The following is a 19,014-nucleotide window of genomic DNA, read 5'->3' as shown; positions in this document are numbered from 1 at the left end:
TTTTAGCTAAAACGGGATTTTATTTTAAACTCCAGCCAGTTTATTTAGCTGCTGCAGGTGCAGCAGGTGCCTGGTTTTTAGTAGTATTATTCTTTTTTGATCTGCGTTTACGGCTGTTACCGAAACTACCCTTGGCAATTTTACCTTTTTTAGATTTTACGTCTCCTTTACCCATAGTCTTCAATTTAAGCGTGAATAAAAAATTAACGGTTCTGATAAAATACAGTTACAAAGATAGTTGTCCCTTTCTTTTCTCGAAATTATTAGCTCCAAAGTAGTGGTGCTGTCGGTAGGAAAGTCCTAAATCTAATACCTAAGCTGTCAAGTTTGCGTATAGGATAAATGTCAAAGTAATTTGGCACAGTTTTAGATTAAGTTTAAGTAGTGTAGCTCTAATTAGTCCATAAAAGAGCAGCCTTACAAGGGGCAGAGAAATTGGTGGTGGGCGGCCAATCACTTTTAGGATAGACTTCAGAAGCACTTCTCCAGGGAAGTGCTTTTTATTTTTACCCTACACCTGAAATTATCTGTAAATTTGTGAGCTTTATCTGAAAGAGTAGTAAGTAGGCCAGAATGTGTTACAGCAAGTGGTTTAAACTAGGAGCCTGCTCTTTTAGGTAAAACGTATACATAAGCGGAAGGCTACCAAACGTGCAAAAAGTTTAAGTAAAGAATAATCTTTTTGTCCGGAATGGTGTTATTACTAGAATGGTTTCAGACCAAAACAGCTCATGACCCAACATACAGATCAAAATATAGATACCCTCGATTCTAAGGAATTTATTATCATCAAAGGAGCGCGGGTACATAATCTTAAAAACTTAAGCGTAGCGCTGCCGCGCAATAAATTTATTGTAGTTACCGGCCTTTCCGGTTCAGGTAAGTCTTCGCTTGCTTTTGATACGCTTTATGCCGAAGGCCAACGGATGTACGTGGAAAGCTTAAGTTCCTACGCCCGGCAGTTCCTAGGCCGCATGGACAAACCCGATGTAGATTACATTAAAGGGATTAGTCCGGCTATTGCCATTGAACAAAAAGTTAGTATTAAAAATAACCGCTCTACCGTAGGAACCAGCACCGAAATTTATGATTACCTGAAATTACTTTTTGCCCGGATCGGAAGAACCATTTCCCCGGTTTCTGGTAATCAGGTGAAAAAAGATACGGTTTCGGATGTAGTAGATTTTGTTTTTAAGCTGGAAGACGGTACCAAGGTCATGATACTGGCTCCGCTCCAAACCGATGGCGACCGCCCTTTAGTTAAGGAGTTAGATCTGTTATTGCAGAAAGGGTATTCCCGTATTTATGCAGACGACCAGACTTTATTTATAGAAGACCTGCTAACTGCCGGTGCCGCTGATATTACGGGTCAGGTTTTTATTCTGATAGATAGAGCCGTGGTTCGGAAGGATGATGAGGACTTGCAGTTCCGGATTTCTGACTCGGTGCAAACTGCCTTTTTTGAAGGGCACGGCGAATGCCATATTTACCTGGGTTCAGAAACGCGGGTGTTCTCCGACCGCTTTGAGTTAGATGGAATGGTTTTCGAGGAGCCTAACGTAAACTTCTTCAGCTTTAACAACCCTTATGGTGCCTGCCAGCGTTGCGAAGGCTTTGGTACGGTATTGGGCATCGACGAAGATTTGGTAATTCCGGACAAAACGCTGTCGGTTTACGAAGGAGCAATTGCGCCGTGGCGTACCGAAAAACAAAGCGAATGGCAACGGCCACTTATTAAAAACGGCATCCGGTTCGACTTCCCCATTCATAGGCCTTACAATGAATTAACGCCGGAGCAGCAGCAATTGCTTTGGACCGGTAATAAATACTTTGATGGTTTGAATGCGTTCTTTGATCATATTCAAACCCAATCTCATAAAATCCAGTACCGGGTAATGCTTTCCAGGTACCGCGGACGTACTACCTGTCCCGATTGCCGGGGAACCCGCTTGCGAAAGGATGCTTCTTATGTAAAAGTAGACGGGAAAAGCATTACTGATCTGTTGTTATTGCCGGTAACGGGCGTGCTGGAGTTTTTCAGGCAATTGCAGCTGGATGCGCACGATATGGCTGTAGCCGATCGGTTAGCGATTGAAGTTGCTAACCGGTTAAGTTATTTAGTGCGGGTAGGTTTGGGTTACTTAACGCTAAACCGGCTTTCTTCTACCTTGTCGGGCGGCGAATCGCAGCGCATTAACCTGGCTACTTCTTTGGGTAGTGCTTTGGTTGGCTCTATGTATATTCTGGACGAACCTAGTATTGGTTTGCACCCGAAAGATGCGGAGCAATTAATTGGGGTATTACGCTCGCTGCAGCAAATGGGCAATACCGTAATTGTGGTGGAGCACGAAGAAAAAATGATGGAAATTGCCGATCAGATTATTGATATAGGTCCGGAAGCCGGATCGGGTGGAGGAAATCTAATGTTCCAGGGTACGTATCAGGATATGTTAAAATCGGAAGATACCTATACCGGAAAATATTTAAGTGGTAAGCTGGAGGTGCCGGTGCCCGCTCGCCGGAGGCAGTGGCGCAATGCTATTGAAATTGTAGGGGCCCGCGAAAATAACCTGAAAAACGTAACGGTAAAGTTTCCGCTGGATGTAATGACGGTAATAACCGGCGTAAGCGGATCAGGCAAATCCACACTTATTAAAAAAATATTACATCCGTCTTTAGCTAAAGCCTTAGGTGGGCATGCAGATGCAACCGGTAAGTTTGATAAGTTGCAAGGCGATTATACTAAGGTTGCTCACGTAGAATTTGTGGACCAGAATCCGATTGGTAAATCATCGCGTTCCAATCCGGTAACATACGTGAAGGCTTACGATTCTATCCGGGCTTTATTTGCCGATCAGCCGTTAGCCAAAGCACGGGCCTTTAAACCCTCTCATTTTTCCTTTAATATTGAAGGTGGCCGTTGTGACGTTTGCCAGGGAGAAGGACAGGTAAAAATTGAGATGCAGTTTATGGCCGATATTTACCTAACCTGTGAGAGCTGCAATGGCCAGAAGTTTAAACAAGATATTCTGGACATTAAGTTTAAAGAGAAAAGTATTGCCGATGTATTGGATATGACCATTGCTGATAGCATTGGTTTCTTCTGTGATCAGCCGAAGGTAGTAGAGAAGTTAAAGCCATTGGATGATGTGGGTCTGGGTTATATCCGGTTAGGCCAATCGTCTAACACGCTGAGTGGGGGAGAAGCCCAACGGGTAAAATTAGCGTCTTTCCTAACCAAAGGGGCTACTGCTCATTCCGAAAACATCTTGTTTATTTTTGACGAACCTTCCACGGGTTTGCATTTCCATGATATCAGTAAACTACTAACGGCTATTAATGCCTTGATCGAGAAAGGGAATTCGGTCATTATTATTGAACACAACATGGATATTGTAAAATGCGCCGATTGGATTATAGATATGGGCCCGGAAGGGGGAATAAACGGTGGTCATTTATTATTTGAAGGTACCCCGGAAGAAATGGTAAAACTGGAGAATAACGCTACCGCTGCTTATTTAAAGGAGAAGTTGGTGTAGCTAAGAGTTCTGATTTTTTAAGTTTAAAATAAAAGTCTCATCCTGTTTAAGGATGAGGCTTTTATTTTTTATTTACTTTAACGGCCATCTAAGAGTGATTTTCAGCAATTGGATAGTTTATGAATTTCATAAACTTACCTTAACCATTAAACTTCAAATAAAACCGGGGTAAATAGTATTACCATTTCGGAATATAAAGGTCTTTATATGTAAGTTTTGCCGCTTTTATAGCCTCCATCACATACATTGATTTTTGCATGTTGGATGCAGGTACCAGGCCCGCGAAGGTAAATTTGCAGCCTTTGGCTTTTGCCATTTTGATAACTTCCACCGACGGACTATTGCTCACATTGTCAATTTCTATAGCAATATTGTTTTGCTTTGCCAGGTCTAAAAGTTCGGCGGCCATCCGGTTGTCCAGTGTTCTGCCCTTATCAGACCAGATATTTATTTTATTTCCACGAAGCAATGCCTGCGCAGTTTTTACATCAATGCTTTCGCCTACAATATAGTCTGCGGCTGATGCCTGAGCCGTTGCCTGGTTTATGGCATTCACTTTAATGCCGGTAAAAAGAGGGAGATTCTTAGCGGTTGCAAGTTCTTTGGTAGTTGTCGGGCTTTTTACCAATGAAACATTGATGCCGGTAGTATAAAAGTAGCCGGCCAATTCTTTTGCTGATAAAGTAGTCTTTGGATTTAAATCAATAAAAGCAAACTGACGACCTTGCAGCACCACGAGGCTGTCGTGCCAAGCACCCAATTTAGGCGCAGTCAGGCCCGAACGGGCATCGTCCGGCAGGCGGCGCACCCGGAAACTTTTATACTGCATTTTACTCAAACTGTCATGACCTTGCAGCGCGAACGTTCCTTTTCCCAGGCGTTTTACCGCCGCAAAAGTTTTTTCAGGCTGCAGATAGTCCACTGTTTTCATGCCATTAAGCCAAATTTGGACCCGGTTGTTTTCTACACGGGCTTTTACCGTCATCCATTCACCATCCTGGCCAAAAGCTTTATATACATTCCGGACCCCATAGAGACTGGCGGTTTTTTTGAGTTCAATGTAATTGCCTTCCCCAATGTGGGTATTGTTTACCTGTATTTCCATACCGTTATTGGGCCAGCCTTTTTCCTGGTACCTGGTATGAAAATAGATGCCTGTATTCGCCAGCTTATAAGTTTTTACCTGCACTTCCAGTTCAAAATTTTTGAAACCGTCCTTCAGGTGTTCGCCCTCATAAAAAAGATGCGAAACTTTTCCGTCGGCCTGGAAAAGACCGTCTTTTATTGACCAGGTAGAAGTATTTTGGGTAGCTTTCCATCCGGTAAAATCTTTTCCATTAATAAGTTCCACCCAGCCATCGTCATAAGAGGGGTTGGAAACCGTTTTGTAATCAGCAGGTTTGAAGGCCAGCATAAACAGGGCAAGTAGGGTTAGCAGGCCAGATAATTTTTTCATTTATTTTTATTTACATGTATACTAATTTTATTCAACTTTCTAAGTATAGAAATAAAGAGAACTACGTGCAATTTTCCTTCAGAAAGGAAATCCAATAGTTACTGTCCGTTCTCTTTTTTAATAATATAATTAAAAATAGGTACCTATTGTTTGTACAACGGGCCAAATGTATGCTGACTTATTAGATTATATTTATCTTATGATTTATTTTAAGTAAGTCTATAATCATTTCATCGTTATTTTCTGGGGCAATATAAATTTCATCAAATTTGTTGTATTTTATAATCAATCCATTTTTAGCCAAAGCTGGCTTAATGCCAACCCACAATGTTTTACCTTTAACAATTTCTCTGATTTCACCTATTCGAATTTCACCACTTAGAAATGCTGATCGGTATTTAAGGGTTTGATTTGCTATTGCGTAAAATGTATCAAAATAGATCCACAATAATAAAGCAGTTGGAATCAATAAAATTATAAAAGCAAGAGGTTTATCCTTGAATGATTCATGTGCAAGTAAGAAAATAATACCTGTAAAAACCGCAAATGCTACTATCAGATATATGATTGGACCTTTTCTATTTGCTTTGTAAACTCTCATTTTATTATCCTTTACAACTTGGATACCATTAAGTATATGCCTTCGGTGGGGAATTTTAAAGTAGCTCATTATTCCCCAAGGCCGGAGTAGGATAATAAAGCCTAATTTATAATGCCTGCCACAGTAAGGTATATATGCTGTTAGCGTTTCGTTTTTTCTATTTCAGTTATTAAATTTGGAATCCGCTTCCTGCAATTATTTGCCACGAATTGTTGAATAGTTGCCATACCCGTAAGTACCTAAATTTTCCATCTATTATTTGGTCAGCATACTTTGCTTTTAAATGAATAGTAACTACAACAGTAGATATGTTTTCAATGGTTTTTATCATTTGGTCAGTTGTTGAAATGTCCTTAACAGTCATGATTCCTGAACGATAATTTTCGATATCCATTTCTTTTGTTATTGTTTGACCTGTTGGAATATTGAAAATTAAGCTATCATGCAAAAGTTCGTCAAGAGTTTTTATATCACCATTTTTCATAGCGTCTAAAAGTCTATTTTCACAATCAATTATTTGTTCCTCCTGTGTCATAATTTATTTTGGAATTAGGTTGTGGACTTAAGTATCGAGGTAGCTCTACAATGGCCGCTAACGTTATCGCATACCAGCAAGTGCCGTATGTTTGCAATGAGGTTTCTAAAGTAGACAAATTATTCTTTCACCTGAGTAGTTTCTGAGGCGGGTAAATAAAAGCATGGCTGGTATGCAGGGTAAGTGGCAGTTTTTATTTCTCAGGAGATTTTTTGTAGTCTTTAACTATAATAAAAATTGAAAAAAGAAAGACGACAATATAAACTATGGCTAAACCTGTGTGTTCAAATTTCAAGGTTTCAAAATCAAACTGTTTAATCAATGTAGATCCTAAAATGATTGCTATAATTAAGAAAATGAAGTTTACGGTTCTCTTATTTTTCATGATGATGTCAAAAATTAACTAAGTTAGCGCTATTTACTTTTTTTGAGAAGCACGATTTTTTCTATAGGTATTTCACACAGTTTCACCAGGTTTGATTAATAGTTTTCTTTTAACGGAGGGAAAGTCTTTTGTAAACACTCTACTTGTTCAACTTCGGAATAATATATAACCCTTCGATTTTTTTAATCTCATTTTTTGTTTTCAAATAATTGATTTCTTCTTTGGCGAATTGCTTAGGCAACGACATTCTGAAATATTGATGGTACTCTAACTTTTTCTCCTGCTTATTCAAAAATGAAAATACCAAGTGGGAATTGCCTGTTATAAAATTACCGCCGCAGCTTTTTTATCATATTAATTTATTGCCACTAACGCCCGTATGCATAAGGAGCATTAGCGATAGCAAGGGTTACTTATGCATTTGGGTGTGGGTTGTATTTGTATTTTTTTGTTTGCATCCGATTACTTCTGCTTCTGAACCTTTAACAATAGGTAAAATTTATTTTACTCAGCTTTTGGGCATCCAGAAGTTGAAAAGGTCTTTCCGCAAACTTTTATAGACACAGGGGATGGCTCTTCTCTATCTATAATCATTGTGCAATGGTAAAATTCGGTACAGCTATTAAAATCTTTAGTGGTATCTATTGTAAAATAAAAAGGCTTGCTGTAATCAGCACCAAAGTCAAGACTTTTAGGAAGGTTACTTAACAGGATAACATTTTTATATTCTTTGCCTTCGTAAGTAGACGTAGTGCCAGTTTTAGCATTAAGTAGTTGTACATATATGGCAGAAGTACAGCGGTAAGAGGTAATCAATCTTCCTTGCAAACATTTGCCTTTTAAACTGGTAATTGGGTCTACATCTTCTTTTTCACAACCTGCAACCAATATTGAAAAAAACATGATTAAGCTAACTAAAAGGGTATTGTGAAAATTGTGTTGCATATCGGCAGGTTTTCTAGTGGAGGTTATATTTATATGATTCCTTATTAGCTTAATAGGTTACATGCTTTAGCCATCTTTGCTAATTTCTCTGTCTTACATTACCCACAACTCGTAGCTAAACGGAATGCGTTCCAGTTATACACCCAAAAGTAGTTGGCTAAACGGAACTGGTTCCGGTTATTACGTCTTTAGGAGTGGCCCTTATGAATAGACTTTTAGAGACCTTATTTTATTAAATTTCGCACAAAAGCCGTTAATGCCGGGTTGCCAGCTTCTGGTTTAATAGAAGGCGGAAGTTTACGTAAATACCAGGTTACTTCCCAGGCAGTGGATGCACCGGGCTGCAGCTCCACATATTCTCCCTGATTTTCTACTTCTACATACAATTTATCCGGGTTGGCATAAATCTCTACTTCGGCCTCGCCGGGAGCCGCTTTGGTTGCAGCAATCTCCGGAAACTTCTTTACAAATAATATATCGCCGTTTAACTGGGCTACCCAGCCTTCGGCACCATCCGAAAAGAATTTGGTAGTACTGCGGGTAATTTTGTCGGCCGGATAATTAAACCAGGTAATGCCGTCCTTGTCCTCGGCCAGGCCAGCCATGTTGCCCCAACGCTCACCGGTGCCTTTCGGGTAAAAAGCTATCCCATTGGGGTGCACCCGCGTCACTTCCCAGGGCGCTACCTGCTGCACCTTTCCAGATTCATTACTGATTACATATTTAATAGTATAGGTGCCTTTCCGGGCATCGCCGGAAATTTGTTTGGTGAAAACATAGCCCAAATTAGAGTCTTTTGGGCTAGTCATTTTAAGTACATTGTTCTCTACCGAAACAGTATAAGGTTTCTGGTCTACTTCCAGCACAGCCGGGTTTTTCCAGACACTTTGGGGGCTTGGCCAAAAGCTGGATCCCCAATAGGCGGGGTGTACGTCTTTGCTGGTTAAGAAATTTTTACCATCCAGTTTTAAAGCCGTAATGCGGCCTCCTTGCTCCGGATCGATTTCCAAAACCTGGTTTTGTAACACTATACTATAAAGGCCATTCTTTCGCTCCAGTAGCGCATTTCTATTGGCAGAATTTTGAGCCTGAGAAATAAAAGCTAAGAATAATGCGGGTACAATCAAAAACTTCTTCATACTAGTGTGGTGGACTTGGTTTATGGACTCGATATATAAATATATTATTTTCTTCTATTACACCCTATTGCATTTGCCTTAAAGTAGTAAGAAAGGGTCTGAAAAAATAAAGCTAGCGGTTCAGGCTAGCTTTATTTTTAAATTTTTTTGGTTAAAACTATTTTGCCAGTTTCCGGGCAAAATCAACTAAAGCCTGGTTGCCAGCTTCTGCTTGTATATTAGCAGGTAACTTTCGTAAAAACCAGGTCATTTCCCAGGTAGTAGAGGCGCCAGGCTGTAGCTCTACATAAGGTCCTTGTTGTTCAATTTCTACATAAGTTTTACCTGGTACGGCCGGGCTGGTATAAATCTCTATTTCTCCTTCGTTGGGAGCTTTGCTTGCCAGGGGCATATCCGGGAATTTTTTTACCATTATATAACCATCGTTTACCTGGGCAAACCAACCCTCGGCTCCATCCGCAAAGAGTTTGGGGTTACGGTCCGGAATTTTTGCTGCATCATAAATAAACCAGGTTATGCCATTTTTATCCAAGGTAGAAGAAACCAGTCCGCCGGTTTTTTCGCCCTGGCCGGTTGGGTAAAAAGAGATGCCGTTGCCTCTAACGCGGCTTACTTCCCAGGGCGCTACTTTCTGGGCCTGATCGGCTTGGTTTGTAAGGGTATATTTTAAACGGAAAGAGCCAGCTTTTTTATCGCCCGAAAATTCTTTGGTGATTACCAAGCCTGTTTTTGGGTTTTTCTGGCTAACCATTTTTACAGTGTTATTTACCAGTGTAGCCGTGTAAGGTTTATTATCTAACTCCGGTAAAGGCGGCCAGCCCCAGTTGCTTTGCGGGCTTGGCCAAAACGTGGAACCCCAATTGCCAGGATTAACAGTATTGTCCGTAAAGAAATTAACTTCATCTAGTTTAAGGGCGGTGATTCTGCCACCTATGGCCGGGTCAAACTCTAAAGTTTGGTTTTGTACCTTAATGCTGTAGCGGCCATCTTTATTTTCGGGAACTGCCGGACTAATTTTTTTTGGGGCGGTGCAACCAATGGCCAGGAAAAGAGCCGAAATGGTTAAAAAATTTTTCATGGTAAGATAGTAGTGGATAAAAGTCTAGATTTTCGATCCTAAATATAGAAATTATCCTCTTGATGGACGTAAAATAAAGTTAGTTCTTTAAATTATTTGGACTAAATCTAAATTGTGCCTACTTTTGTCTCAGATTAACCAATCAACCACCTTACGTAACTGGTTATATGCTAAACTCCCTGTGTCAGCCCGTTGAAATATTTAAGACAGAACACGGTGCCGTTTACCAATGTAATGGAAGAAATTGCTTTTGGGTAGAGTTTGCCGGCGGCAAGACCTCTTTTAAGGTAGAAGACTTTCTACTGTTAAAGCAAAAGGTAGAAGCGATTGATGTGCAAAGCATGGCTAACAGCACTACGCGTGCTACCGATATTGCCATTGTTATGCCGTTGCGTTCGGAGCGGTGCTTTGTCCTAACGCTTACAGATGTACTTAATTTTCGGGAATTATTACAGGGTGCCAAAGCGATGCTGGATCTGAACAGCCTGATTTATGAATGTTTGCACGCCATGGCGGTTTAAGTGTAATTTAGACTTAATATGTATTAAGGCTATTTAGCTTTAAGCAAAACCATTTTTTGATTTTTCAGTTTATATTTAGGTCAGGGATACGCAATAAGATCTCCTGACTTTTTTTATTTAATTGATAATCATCATGAAAGATTTATTAAGACTTAGAACGTCTCTTTCTGAAGAAATTGAAACGCTCTTAAACGAACAGATAAAAGTAGAAGCACATTCGTCGTCTGTGTATTTGGCTATGTCGTCGTGGTGCAACCGCCACGGGTTTGATTACAGTGCCGGGTATTTTCAGAAACAGTCTGGTGAAGAGCGCGAACATATGTTAAAGCTCTTTAATTTTGTTAACGATTTAGGTGGTCGGGCTATTTCTCCGGAAGTAACCAATATACCGCAGGACTTTGAATCGTTCCGGAGTGTGTTTGAACAGGCACTTCAACAGGAAATTTATGTAACGCAGCAGTTTAACCGTATTGCTGACCGGTGTATGAAGGCACGGGATTATGTAACCTTCCAATTCTTACAGTGGTTCTTAAAAGAGCAGGTAGAGGAGGAGTATGTAGCGCGTCGGGCTTTAGAACTGTTTGATGTTATTGGAGAAGAAGGTACAGGCCGTTACGAAATAGACAAGCACGTACCAAAAATCAAATACGATAACGAATAGTTAAAAGGAATTAAAATCCAGTGTTAATCCCTCAATCCTCCGGATCTGAGGGATTTTCATTTGGTATTGCTTCTGAATTATTTCGCCCTTTTCCTAAAATATGCTGTTGTAAAATCTGGTGGGCCATTTGTTCAGAAACCTGATGGAACCAGGTGTTTTCGGGTTGCAAGGTCACATTGGGCGCTAGTTTACAACGGTCGGTACAGTCTGTTTTTATTATTTCTATATTGCCTTTCAAACCGGTATCTTTCAGGTGCGACCGGAAAAACTTACTTAATTCTTTCCCGCCCTTTTTTTTACACTTACTGCCAGTACATATATATATTACCTGCTGAGGTGTATTAAATGCTTTACTCATGTTATTTTGTTAAAATTAAAGTTAAATCCGATGCTGCTGTAAAGATAGCTGCTTTTTAAAGCAATCAAGTCGTTTTACTTTATCTGAAACGAACACTTTTCCGGCAAAGTTTATATTCAAAAAATATTTCCTGCCGTAAAATCTTAGGCTATTTTAGTTAAAATCCTTAATCTTACGCCTTAAATTGTTAGTGAAGAAAATCCGAAAATAAAATGAGAAAGAAAATAGTTGCCGGAAACTGGAAAATGAATAAAACCTTTGACGAAGCACAAGCTTTGGTTTCGGAGGTAGTAAATATGGTTCAGGACGAAGTAAATAATGATACAGAAGTAGTTATTTGTCCGTCTTTCCCTTTCTTAAGCAGTGTTAGCAAAGCCATCAACGGCAACGCAAAAATACAGGTTGGAGCTCAGAACTGCCACCAGAATGAAAGCGGCGCCTATACCGGTGAAGTATCGGCTGGTATGCTAAAATCAGTAGGAGTATCGTATGTAATTTTAGGACATAGCGAGCGCCGGCAGTATTTTCAGGAAGATAATCAGTTACTGGAAGCCAAGGTTAAAGCTGTTTTAAAACAAGGTTTAAAACCAATTTTCTGCATTGGCGAATCTTTGGAAGAGCGGGAGCAGGACTTAACTTTTAAAGTACTTGAGTCGCAGTTAAAAGAAGGTTTATTTCATGTAAGCAACGAGGAGTTTGCCCAGGTGGTAATTGCTTATGAACCTATTTGGGCAATAGGCACCGGCAAAACAGCTACGAGCCAGCAAGCTCAGGAAGTTCATGCTTTTATTCGGGAACAAATTGCCCGTAATTACGATGCGCAGGCAGCAGCTGATACTACCATTTTATATGGTGGTAGTGCCAACCCGGGTAATGCAAAAGAGTTATTTTCGCAACCGGATATTGATGGCGGATTAATTGGTGGGGCCTCTTTAAAATCCCGTGATTTTGTGGATATTATCAAATCTTTCTAAAAAATACCTTATTTTTTTATAATTTAACAGCAGGTAATGTAGGTGTATGCTTACTACCTGCTTTTTTTATGAAAAAATTGCAAGGTTTTTGCTGACTTAGCAAAACAGCAGGCTTTTATAAAAAGTACCTGGAGGTTCCAGGAAATATAGGAGGGGCCTAGTATATGGTTGTTGGCGCATGCATTTATTATTTTTTTCTTTTATTTCTTTAATAAGTTTTTGGGAAAAGCCAGTTTCAGAGGCTACCGACGGTAAAGCAAAGGTTGCGGTAAGTGCTGAACCCGAAATATGCCGTTTGTTTGGATCGGTTTATTTAACCAGCGATCCGCGGCATAAAAACCTGGCCCGTTATGTTATTTACCTGGAGCCCGAGTCGGCTTTTGCCGATATGCAGGTTTTTAAAGAAAACAACAAACTATTTGCCGATGCTCCTGGCTTATGGCATATAGCCTCTAACCGTGATTTTGCCGATCATATATTTTTTGTAACTACCAATCGGGCTTTAGCCGATTTCTCTATCCATTTTACCAAAGTAAGAACATTTTCCGGTTGCCGGAATTAACCAACCCTATTCATGAATTTTATTGAAGTAACTATTTACTCGCCTGAAGAATTAAACGATATTTTAACTGCTGAACTGGGCCAGATTGGGTACGATACCTTTATGGAAACAGAAGAAGGTTTGAACGCTTATATAACGGAAGATATTTTTTCGGAAGAAGATTTAAAAGTTGTCTTGGAAAAATATTCAGTTGAAAACTCGCTTACCTATGCCATTCAGGAAATTGAAAAAAAGAACTGGAACGAAGAATGGGAAAAAAACTTTGAGCCTCTTTTAATTGCCAATATATGTTCTGTTCGGGCTTCTTTTCATCCTAAACCCGATCATGTTGCCTATGATATTGTTATTAACCCTAAGATGTCGTTCGGGACCGGGCACCACGAAACTACCTCTCTGATGATTGAAAATCAGCTAGAGGTTGATCATGCCGGGAAGCGGGTGCTGGATATGGGGTGTGGTACCGGTATTTTAGCTATTCTGGCTTATAAATTAGGTGCAAGCGAAGTAGTTGCCGTAGATATTGAGGACTGGACGGTAGAGAATGCCCGCGAAAATGCTGAACTAAATAATTGCCAGGTTGATGTACGGTTGGGCGATGTTGGAGTAGTAGGCCAGGAGCAGCCTTTTGATATAGTACTGGCCAATATTAACCGCAATGTGCTTTTAGCTGATATGCAGGAATATAGCAAGCTTTTAAAGGCCGGCGGAACCCTGATTATGAGTGGTTTTTATACAGAGGATTTGGATGCAATAAATAATCAAGCCTTACTATATAATATTACGTATAATATAAACCGTGTGAAGAATAATTGGACGTCGGTTATTCTTAAGAAGAACACTTAGTATCCTATATGAAACACTTTTTCCTTATCTTGTTCTTTGTAGCTGGGGTAGTTGGGATGGCGGAGGCACAAAACTACAAACTATCTAAGGAACCCCAGCAGTTTATTACCGATCTTAAATCGATGATGGCTTCTACCCATAACCAAGGTGCTATGGAGGTAGGAGCTAAATTTGAAGGCTTGTGGAATAATAAACAACTGACACCCACTCAGCAGACCCGCATTATTGATCTTTCACAAAAAATGTTAGGCCGAAAGCTGAGAGCCCGACCGCATTTCGAAAACTTTTTAGGAGCAATAGTCAGCGGCGTTACTGTCCAGAATTTAAACAATGTTGCTTTAGACCAATTTTTAACCGTTACAGAAAAAACCCTTACTCACGAACAAATTCCTGCCTTTGATAAATATTTACAAACCGCTTATACCTTTCTTGATTCTAAAGTTATTTATAAATCTCAGCTAAATGCTTTACGCGTTTTAGGGGGTACATTCTCTTTTGCCTATTTAGATGGATCAGAATCTAAAAGCCTGGATGAAAAGAATGAAAAAACAAAAATAAAAAAAGAAGCTAAAAAGAAACCGGTTAAAGATGGAGAAATAACCTGGTTTACGGATGTAGCCGATAGCACAACTGCTGATGCTTTGGTTTCTGGTTCGGCTAGCAGTATTCCGGCCGTAAAGGGTGCTGTGTTACAGTTACAAAACATTGATCTATTTCTGAGTAACAGAGAAGATTCGCTGCTTTTAAAAAACACGAGCGGAGCGGTACTTTTATCTAAAAATACTTACGTAGGAGATAAAGGTCATTTTGAATGGCTGCAAAAGAATGGAGAAGCATCTGCAGATTTTAAAAAATTTAGCTTTGATGTGACCAAGCCGGTTTTTAAAGCTGAAAATGTGACATTAACCTACCCGGCTGTTTTAGAGGCCCCGGTAGAAGGTGTTTTTGAATACCGAAGTGTGCAGAGAAGGGGCAATGGCGATACAGATTTTCCTAAATTTATTACCTATACAAATAATGCCCGCATCAAGAATATCGGTGAAAATATTCAGTATGTGGGAGGCTTTTCTTTAATTGGGAGTAAAGTTAGTACCGGGGCATTAGATGGTAGTCCGTCAAATATTACGGTAAGCCTGGATGGGAAACCAAAATTTAAAGCATCAGCAGCTAATTATTCTTTATCCGATTCTTTAATTATTTCCAATAGAGCCGTAGTGCTGATTTATCAGGGAAAAGATTCGCTGATGCACCCGGGTATCCGGCTAAAATATTCCAAACCGACTAAGAATTTGTCGCTTACTCGTTTTGATGAATCGCAGACCAGTCCTTTTTACGCTTCCTATCACCAAATGGAAATTAATGCGGGTATGCTAAACTGGAACTTAGCTACTCCATTAGTCGATTTTTCCATTCTAAGCGCTAAAAACCAGGTGCCGGCTCAGTTGATGTCGATGGAATATTTTACCGAGAACAGTTACGAGCATCTGAAAGGAACAGCCGACTTTCATCCGTTGATAGTGATGGCAAATTTTGCCGATAAACAGCGGTCCAATTCTTTTTTTCTGGCTGATTTAGCTCAGAAAACAAAAATAAAAGAAGATGAATTACGCGTCGCCGCCTCTATGTTGGCCCGTCAAAATTTCTTGTACTATAATAACAGAACCGGAGAAGTTACTTTAAAAGCTAAAGCTTTTCATTACCTGCGGTCGGCGCAGAAGAAAAAAGATTATGATTATATAACCCTTAAATCCATGATGCCTTCGGGTAAGAATGCCACTTTGGATTTAAATAAAAATGAATTGATAGTTCGGGGTGTAGAAAGGTTTTACTTAACTGGAGACTCTATGGCCGTTTATGCAGTGCCTGATAGTAACCAGGTGCGCGTTCTCAGAAACAGAGATATAAAGTTTAATGGGCAGGTATTGGCCTCGCACTTAAAATTTAAGGGTTCTAAGTTCACCTTTAAGTATAAAGACTTTCTAATTGATATGGCAAAAATTGATACCATTGCTTTTGCCGTTAAAAAGAAAGATAAAAAAGGCCTGAAGGGAAATGATCCGGGAGAACAATTTATCTCTAATACAATTAATAAAACCTCCGGAATTTTATATCTGAACAAGCCTGACAATAAATCGGGTAAAAAGAAACACTTGAACTACCCCATGTTTAATGCAACTTCAGGAGCTTATGTGTTTTTCAATAAACCGGAAATATTAGGAGGAGCCTACGACACCACCGTATATTTTGAAATTCCGCCTTTTAAAATTGATAGCCTGGGCAATACTGTGCCGCGGGCCATCGGCTTAAAGGGTAAGTTTCACTCCGGAGGTATTTTCCCTCCCCTGGAAACCAAGCTTGAAGTAATGCCGGACCAATCGCTCGGGTTTATCTATAAAACACCTAAAGGGGGCTTACCTGCTTATGGTGGCAAAGGAAAATATTACAACACCATCACCTTAAATTATAAAGGATTGCAGGGAAATGGTGATATAGAATATTTAAGTGCCAAGCTACAATCTAATGCCTTTACTTTTTACCTGGATAAAGTACATACTTTAGGAACAAGGGCCCTTGTAACAGAAGCTCAAATTGGCAATGCCTACTACATGGAAGCCGATTTTGATAAATATGCTTTGGAGTGGTTTCCACAAAAAGATACCATGAACATAAGCACGGTATCGGAGCCTATTAAACTGTACAACGGAAAGTTTATTTACCGGGGCATGGCTACGCTTACCCGCACTGGGTTTTACGGAGATGGCTTGGTAGAAGGAACCGATGGCACAATTAAGTCGCCGTTATTGCAATTTGCCAAAACTAATTTCAAAGCTAATAAGGCCATTCTGGAAATTAAATCTAATATTCCGGAGAAACCGGTTTTACGGGCTACGGATGTTTTTGTAGATTATGATTTAAAATCAGGCATAACGGCTTTTGCACCCGAGAAAGCAGGCACGGTAAGTACAGAATTCCCTTACTCGCAGTTTAAAACTTCTCTCAACAGCGGTAAATGGGACGTTACTAAAAAGCTGGTAGTGATGAAAGAGCCCGATGATAAAAGTGAAGCAAAAGCATACTTTGTTTCTACCCGGCCTTCTCATGAAAATTTAAAGTTTAAGGCTAAAAGCAGTACCTACGATATCAGCAAGAATACTTTATTGATAGGAGGTATACCCTATATAGCGGCCGCCGATGCACACATAGTTCCGGAAAACAACCAGATTTATATAGAGAAAGCTGAACTGCGACCGCTTCAGAATGCGGCGGTTATTACCGATACCATTCAAAAGCATCATCAGATGTTTAAAGGCGAAGTTGATATTGTTTCGCGGTACAAATACCAGGGTTATGCCCGGGCCAATTACGTGAATGCGCAGTCAGATACTTTTGCTATTAAGTTTGAAAAGTTTATCATGCGCAACATGGATAAAGCCAAAGCTTTAGCCAGTGTAAAAACAAAGGTGTTCATAGATACTACTAAAGCGCCTAAAGTTGCCAGTATTAATACAGAGATATTGCCTGATGACCCCATGGTTAATGATCCGGTTGAGGAGTCTGAGCAAAAAGGTGTTTTTAGAAAGGTAGGCTTCTTAAACAAAAAGAAAAAAGAGGAAACCGATGGCATGCTGGCTATAGAAGCGCTAACGGCTCCGCCTGGAGAAGGAAAAGAACCAGCGCCAGAAGAATTAGTGAATCCGAAGAAAGCAAAAGCCTTTGGTTTTTTAGGTAAAAAGGAAGGTATATCCAATGTTATTGATTCTACTGGCACTGATTCTACTGCAACCAGCTTTAAGACATTAGTGGCCAAAATAGGTAAAAGAAAATCTAAAGGCGATTTAGATGAGGACGATATGGTCCCTTATACGGTTGCATTAGCCTCAATAAAAGAGGACGACAACTTATTTATTGCTCCGGGAGTTCGGTACAAAGGTAATGTAACCATGAACTCGAATAAGCAATATTGGGATTTTGATGGTTTTGTGAAGCTGGCATTTTCAGATGCCCAAGGTGCTTCTGACTGGTTTCCTTACCAGGCTACCGTTAATCCGGCAGAGGTAAAAATTAATATTGAGAAACCAACTGCAGCAGATGCCACTCCTTTAAAAACCGGTTTGCACGTGTCGGCAGCAAATAATAAAATTTACAACACGTTTGTTTCTAAGAAAAAAGATGAAGCAGACTTAGATGTTTTTGAAGTAGAGGGACAATTAGCTTATTTGAAAAAGAAGAAAGAATTTCGGATTGGGAAGCCAGCCCGGGTTTCCGGCGAAGAACTGGAAGGTAATCTGCTAGTTTATAACGACTCTTCCAATGTATCCAGATACGAAGGAAAGTTTAAACTCATGCATCCAACCAAAATATTTGCCATAAATGCTGCAGGTACTACTGTTGCAAAATCTTCTGAAAAACAATATAAAATGGATGCCTTACTGGCTTTGGATATAAAGCTTCCGGAACAAGCAGTAGTTTCTATGGGTAATACCTTATCAGAAACTACGTCTGGGGCACCAGAAGCTAAAGTTGATATGGCTTCCGTGGTAAATAAATTGGCTCAATTTGTAGGGACTAAAGAGGCTCGATCGTTTGCCGAAAAATCTACCTATACGCCATTGGCCTCATTTTCTTCTAAGTTTGTTAAAAGCTTGGTGTTAAGTGGGGTTCAGCTGCAATGGTCTGATTCTACCAAAGCTTGGTACAGTGTAGGGAATTTGAACTTATCTAACGTATTAAAACGCGACATTAATGCGCAGGTACCTGGTTATATCGAAATTAAACGTGGATCAGCCTCTGATATAGTAAGTGTGTATTTAGAACCTTTGCCAGCGGTTTGGTACTACTTTAGCTTTGATAACAATGTGGTGCTGGCCGCTTCTTCTGAGCAACAGTTTTTTAATCAGATAGCTAAGAAAAAAGGCCGGACCCTTATCCCAGGCGAGGAGATGGATAAAGTGCAGTTTGTAAACTATTTTAGAAGAAACTATTTGAAAAATAGTAAAACAGATGCCCCGGCAGTAAAAGTGGCTCCTGCAAAAGAACCGGGTTTTGATTTTGCAGAAGAAACGGATGCAAAGAAAAAGAAGAAAAAAGCTAAAACAGAGGAAAAGGTACAAACGCCGGCCCCGGCTGCCAGAGAAAGTGCTTTACCCGAAATAACAGAAGAACCAAAAGAACCTAAAAAGAAGAAAAAGTCTAAAAGGGGAGGTGACGACGGATTGCTTCCGGATGTAGATATGAACTAAAAAAAATGCCGCATATTATATGTGGCATTTTTTTTAATAAACTTTAATATATCCTTGATTCTGTGAATCTTATTCAATAAGGGGTGGGTTAAGGAGTTTGTTCTTGAAAATTTTCTAGTATACAGGGTGGTAGCCTTATTGTAAAATATACCCGATTTATTTGTTTACTGCATCTGA

15 protein-coding genes are annotated in these 19,014 nt (G+C 39.9%); 7 read left to right on the top strand and 8 right to left on the bottom strand.

Translation table 11 applies throughout. The features are described from left to right. Nucleotides 1–40 precede the first annotated feature (40 nt). Entirely contained in the window at nt 41–175 is a 135-nt protein-coding gene (locus ADHAQ_RS27650) for a 30S ribosomal protein THX (RefSeq protein ID WP_071781112.1), read from the bottom strand. A 556-nt stretch (nt 176–731) separates the two neighbouring features. On the opposite strand from ADHAQ_RS27650, the gene uvrA reads away from it, so the two are divergent. Further along, entirely contained in the window at nt 732–3,539 is a 2,808-nt protein-coding gene (gene uvrA / locus ADHAQ_RS0113255) for an excinuclease ABC subunit UvrA (RefSeq protein ID WP_026463344.1), read from the top strand. Nucleotides 3,540–3,717: 178 nt separating this feature from the next. On the opposite strand, the gene ADHAQ_RS27265 is transcribed toward uvrA, so the two are convergent. The 6 genes from ADHAQ_RS27265 to ADHAQ_RS25635 all read right to left on the bottom strand — a co-directional run bounded on the left by ADHAQ_RS27265 (nt 3,718) and on the right by ADHAQ_RS25635 (nt 9,678). Next, complete coding sequence (locus tag ADHAQ_RS27265) at nt 3,718–4,995, bottom strand: 3-keto-disaccharide hydrolase (protein WP_051359909.1); 1,278 nt, start codon at nt 4,993–4,995, stop codon at nt 3,718–3,720. A 181-nt stretch (nt 4,996–5,176) separates the two neighbouring features. Then, nucleotides 5,177–5,596: a PH domain-containing protein gene (locus tag ADHAQ_RS0113245; protein WP_026463343.1), complete on the bottom strand. Its 420-nt coding sequence runs from the start codon at nt 5,594–5,596 to the stop codon at nt 5,177–5,179. Between the two features lie 169 nt (nt 5,597–5,765). Continuing rightward, a complete protein-coding gene (locus ADHAQ_RS0113240; RefSeq protein ID WP_026463342.1) occupies nt 5,766–6,131 on the bottom strand; it encodes a nuclear transport factor 2 family protein in 366 nt (121 codons plus the stop codon). A gap of 889 nt (nt 6,132–7,020) precedes the next feature. Continuing rightward, a complete protein-coding gene (locus ADHAQ_RS0113225; protein ID WP_169728000.1) occupies nt 7,021–7,461 on the bottom strand; it encodes a hypothetical protein in 441 nt (146 codons plus the stop codon). Nucleotides 7,462–7,685: 224 nt separating this feature from the next. Then, nucleotides 7,686–8,600: a hypothetical protein gene (locus ADHAQ_RS25640; RefSeq protein WP_051359908.1), complete on the bottom strand. Its 915-nt coding sequence runs from the start codon at nt 8,598–8,600 to the stop codon at nt 7,686–7,688. Nucleotides 8,601–8,757: 157 nt separating this feature from the next. Next, nucleotides 8,758–9,678: a DUF4380 domain-containing protein gene (locus ADHAQ_RS25635; RefSeq protein WP_051359907.1), complete on the bottom strand. Its 921-nt coding sequence runs from the start codon at nt 9,676–9,678 to the stop codon at nt 8,758–8,760. 167 nt (nt 9,679–9,845) lie between these two features. Here ADHAQ_RS25635 and ADHAQ_RS0113210 point away from each other — a divergent pair, with 167 nt between their 5' ends. Further along, on the top strand, nt 9,846–10,199 hold the full coding sequence (locus tag ADHAQ_RS0113210; RefSeq protein ID WP_026463339.1) for a hypothetical protein: 354 nt from the start codon (nt 9,846–9,848) through the stop codon (nt 10,197–10,199). 133 nt (nt 10,200–10,332) lie between these two features. Beyond that, the gene (locus tag ADHAQ_RS0113205) at nt 10,333–10,860 is read left to right on the top strand and encodes a ferritin (protein WP_026463338.1); all 528 of its coding nucleotides are present in this window, start codon (nt 10,333–10,335) and stop codon (nt 10,858–10,860) included. Nucleotides 10,861–10,891: 31 nt separating this feature from the next. On the opposite strand, the gene ADHAQ_RS25630 is transcribed toward ADHAQ_RS0113205, so the two are convergent. Next, a complete protein-coding gene (locus ADHAQ_RS25630; protein WP_051359906.1) occupies nt 10,892–11,218 on the bottom strand; it encodes a (2Fe-2S) ferredoxin domain-containing protein in 327 nt (108 codons plus the stop codon). Nucleotides 11,219–11,430: 212 nt separating this feature from the next. On the opposite strand from ADHAQ_RS25630, the gene tpiA reads away from it, so the two are divergent. From tpiA to ADHAQ_RS25625, 4 genes are all read left to right on the top strand, one after another. Beyond that, a complete protein-coding gene (gene tpiA, locus ADHAQ_RS0113195; RefSeq protein ID WP_026463337.1) occupies nt 11,431–12,192 on the top strand; it encodes a triose-phosphate isomerase in 762 nt (253 codons plus the stop codon). Between the two features lie 178 nt (nt 12,193–12,370). Further along, nucleotides 12,371–12,754: a 7(1) septoil knot domain-containing protein gene (locus tag ADHAQ_RS0113190; protein WP_026463336.1), complete on the top strand. Its 384-nt coding sequence runs from the start codon at nt 12,371–12,373 to the stop codon at nt 12,752–12,754. A gap of 12 nt (nt 12,755–12,766) precedes the next feature. Beyond that, complete coding sequence (prmA, locus tag ADHAQ_RS0113185; protein ID WP_026463335.1) at nt 12,767–13,597, top strand: 50S ribosomal protein L11 methyltransferase; 831 nt, start codon at nt 12,767–12,769, stop codon at nt 13,595–13,597. An 8-nt stretch (nt 13,598–13,605) separates the two neighbouring features. Further along, a complete protein-coding gene (locus tag ADHAQ_RS25625) occupies nt 13,606–18,837 on the top strand; it encodes a hypothetical protein (protein WP_051359905.1) in 5,232 nt (1,743 codons plus the stop codon). Nucleotides 18,838–19,014: the final 177 nt, after the last annotated feature.

The sequence above is a fragment of the Adhaeribacter aquaticus DSM 16391 genome, assembly GCF_000473365.1.
Lineage (GTDB): Bacteria > Bacteroidota > Bacteroidia > Cytophagales > Hymenobacteraceae > Adhaeribacter > Adhaeribacter aquaticus.
The sequence above is the reverse complement of the archived record's forward strand: the minus strand, read 5'-3'. Positions and strand labels throughout refer to the sequence as shown.

What these genes read in the sequence shown, in the direction of transcription:
- ADHAQ_RS0113205 (WP_026463338.1), top strand. Translation starts at nt 10,333, where the DNA reads ATGAAAGATTTATTAAGACTTAGAACGTCTCTTTCTGAAGAAATTGAA.
- ADHAQ_RS25640 (WP_051359908.1), bottom strand. Translation starts at nt 8,600, where the DNA reads ATGAAGAAGTTTTTGATTGTACCCGCATTATTCTTAGCTTTTATTTCT.
- uvrA (WP_026463344.1), top strand. Translation starts at nt 732, where the DNA reads ATGACCCAACATACAGATCAAAATATAGATACCCTCGATTCTAAGGAA.
- prmA (WP_026463335.1), top strand. Translation starts at nt 12,767, where the DNA reads ATGAATTTTATTGAAGTAACTATTTACTCGCCTGAAGAATTAAACGAT.
- ADHAQ_RS25635 (WP_051359907.1), bottom strand. Translation starts at nt 9,678, where the DNA reads ATGAAAAATTTTTTAACCATTTCGGCTCTTTTCCTGGCCATTGGTTGC.
- ADHAQ_RS0113190 (WP_026463336.1), top strand. Translation starts at nt 12,371, where the DNA reads ATGCATTTATTATTTTTTTCTTTTATTTCTTTAATAAGTTTTTGGGAA.
- ADHAQ_RS25630 (WP_051359906.1), bottom strand. Translation starts at nt 11,218, where the DNA reads ATGAGTAAAGCATTTAATACACCTCAGCAGGTAATATATATATGTACT.
- tpiA (WP_026463337.1), top strand. Translation starts at nt 11,431, where the DNA reads ATGAGAAAGAAAATAGTTGCCGGAAACTGGAAAATGAATAAAACCTTT.
- ADHAQ_RS27265 (WP_051359909.1), bottom strand. Translation starts at nt 4,995, where the DNA reads ATGAAAAAATTATCTGGCCTGCTAACCCTACTTGCCCTGTTTATGCTG.
- ADHAQ_RS0113210 (WP_026463339.1), top strand. Translation starts at nt 9,846, where the DNA reads ATGCTAAACTCCCTGTGTCAGCCCGTTGAAATATTTAAGACAGAACAC.
- ADHAQ_RS25625 (WP_051359905.1), top strand. Translation starts at nt 13,606, where the DNA reads ATGAAACACTTTTTCCTTATCTTGTTCTTTGTAGCTGGGGTAGTTGGG.
- ADHAQ_RS0113245 (WP_026463343.1), bottom strand. Translation starts at nt 5,596, where the DNA reads ATGAGAGTTTACAAAGCAAATAGAAAAGGTCCAATCATATATCTGATA.
- ADHAQ_RS0113225 (WP_169728000.1), bottom strand. Translation starts at nt 7,461, where the DNA reads ATGCAACACAATTTTCACAATACCCTTTTAGTTAGCTTAATCATGTTT.
- ADHAQ_RS0113240 (WP_026463342.1), bottom strand. Translation starts at nt 6,131, where the DNA reads ATGACACAGGAGGAACAAATAATTGATTGTGAAAATAGACTTTTAGAC.
- ADHAQ_RS27650 (WP_071781112.1), bottom strand. Translation starts at nt 175, where the DNA reads ATGGGTAAAGGAGACGTAAAATCTAAAAAAGGTAAAATTGCCAAGGGT.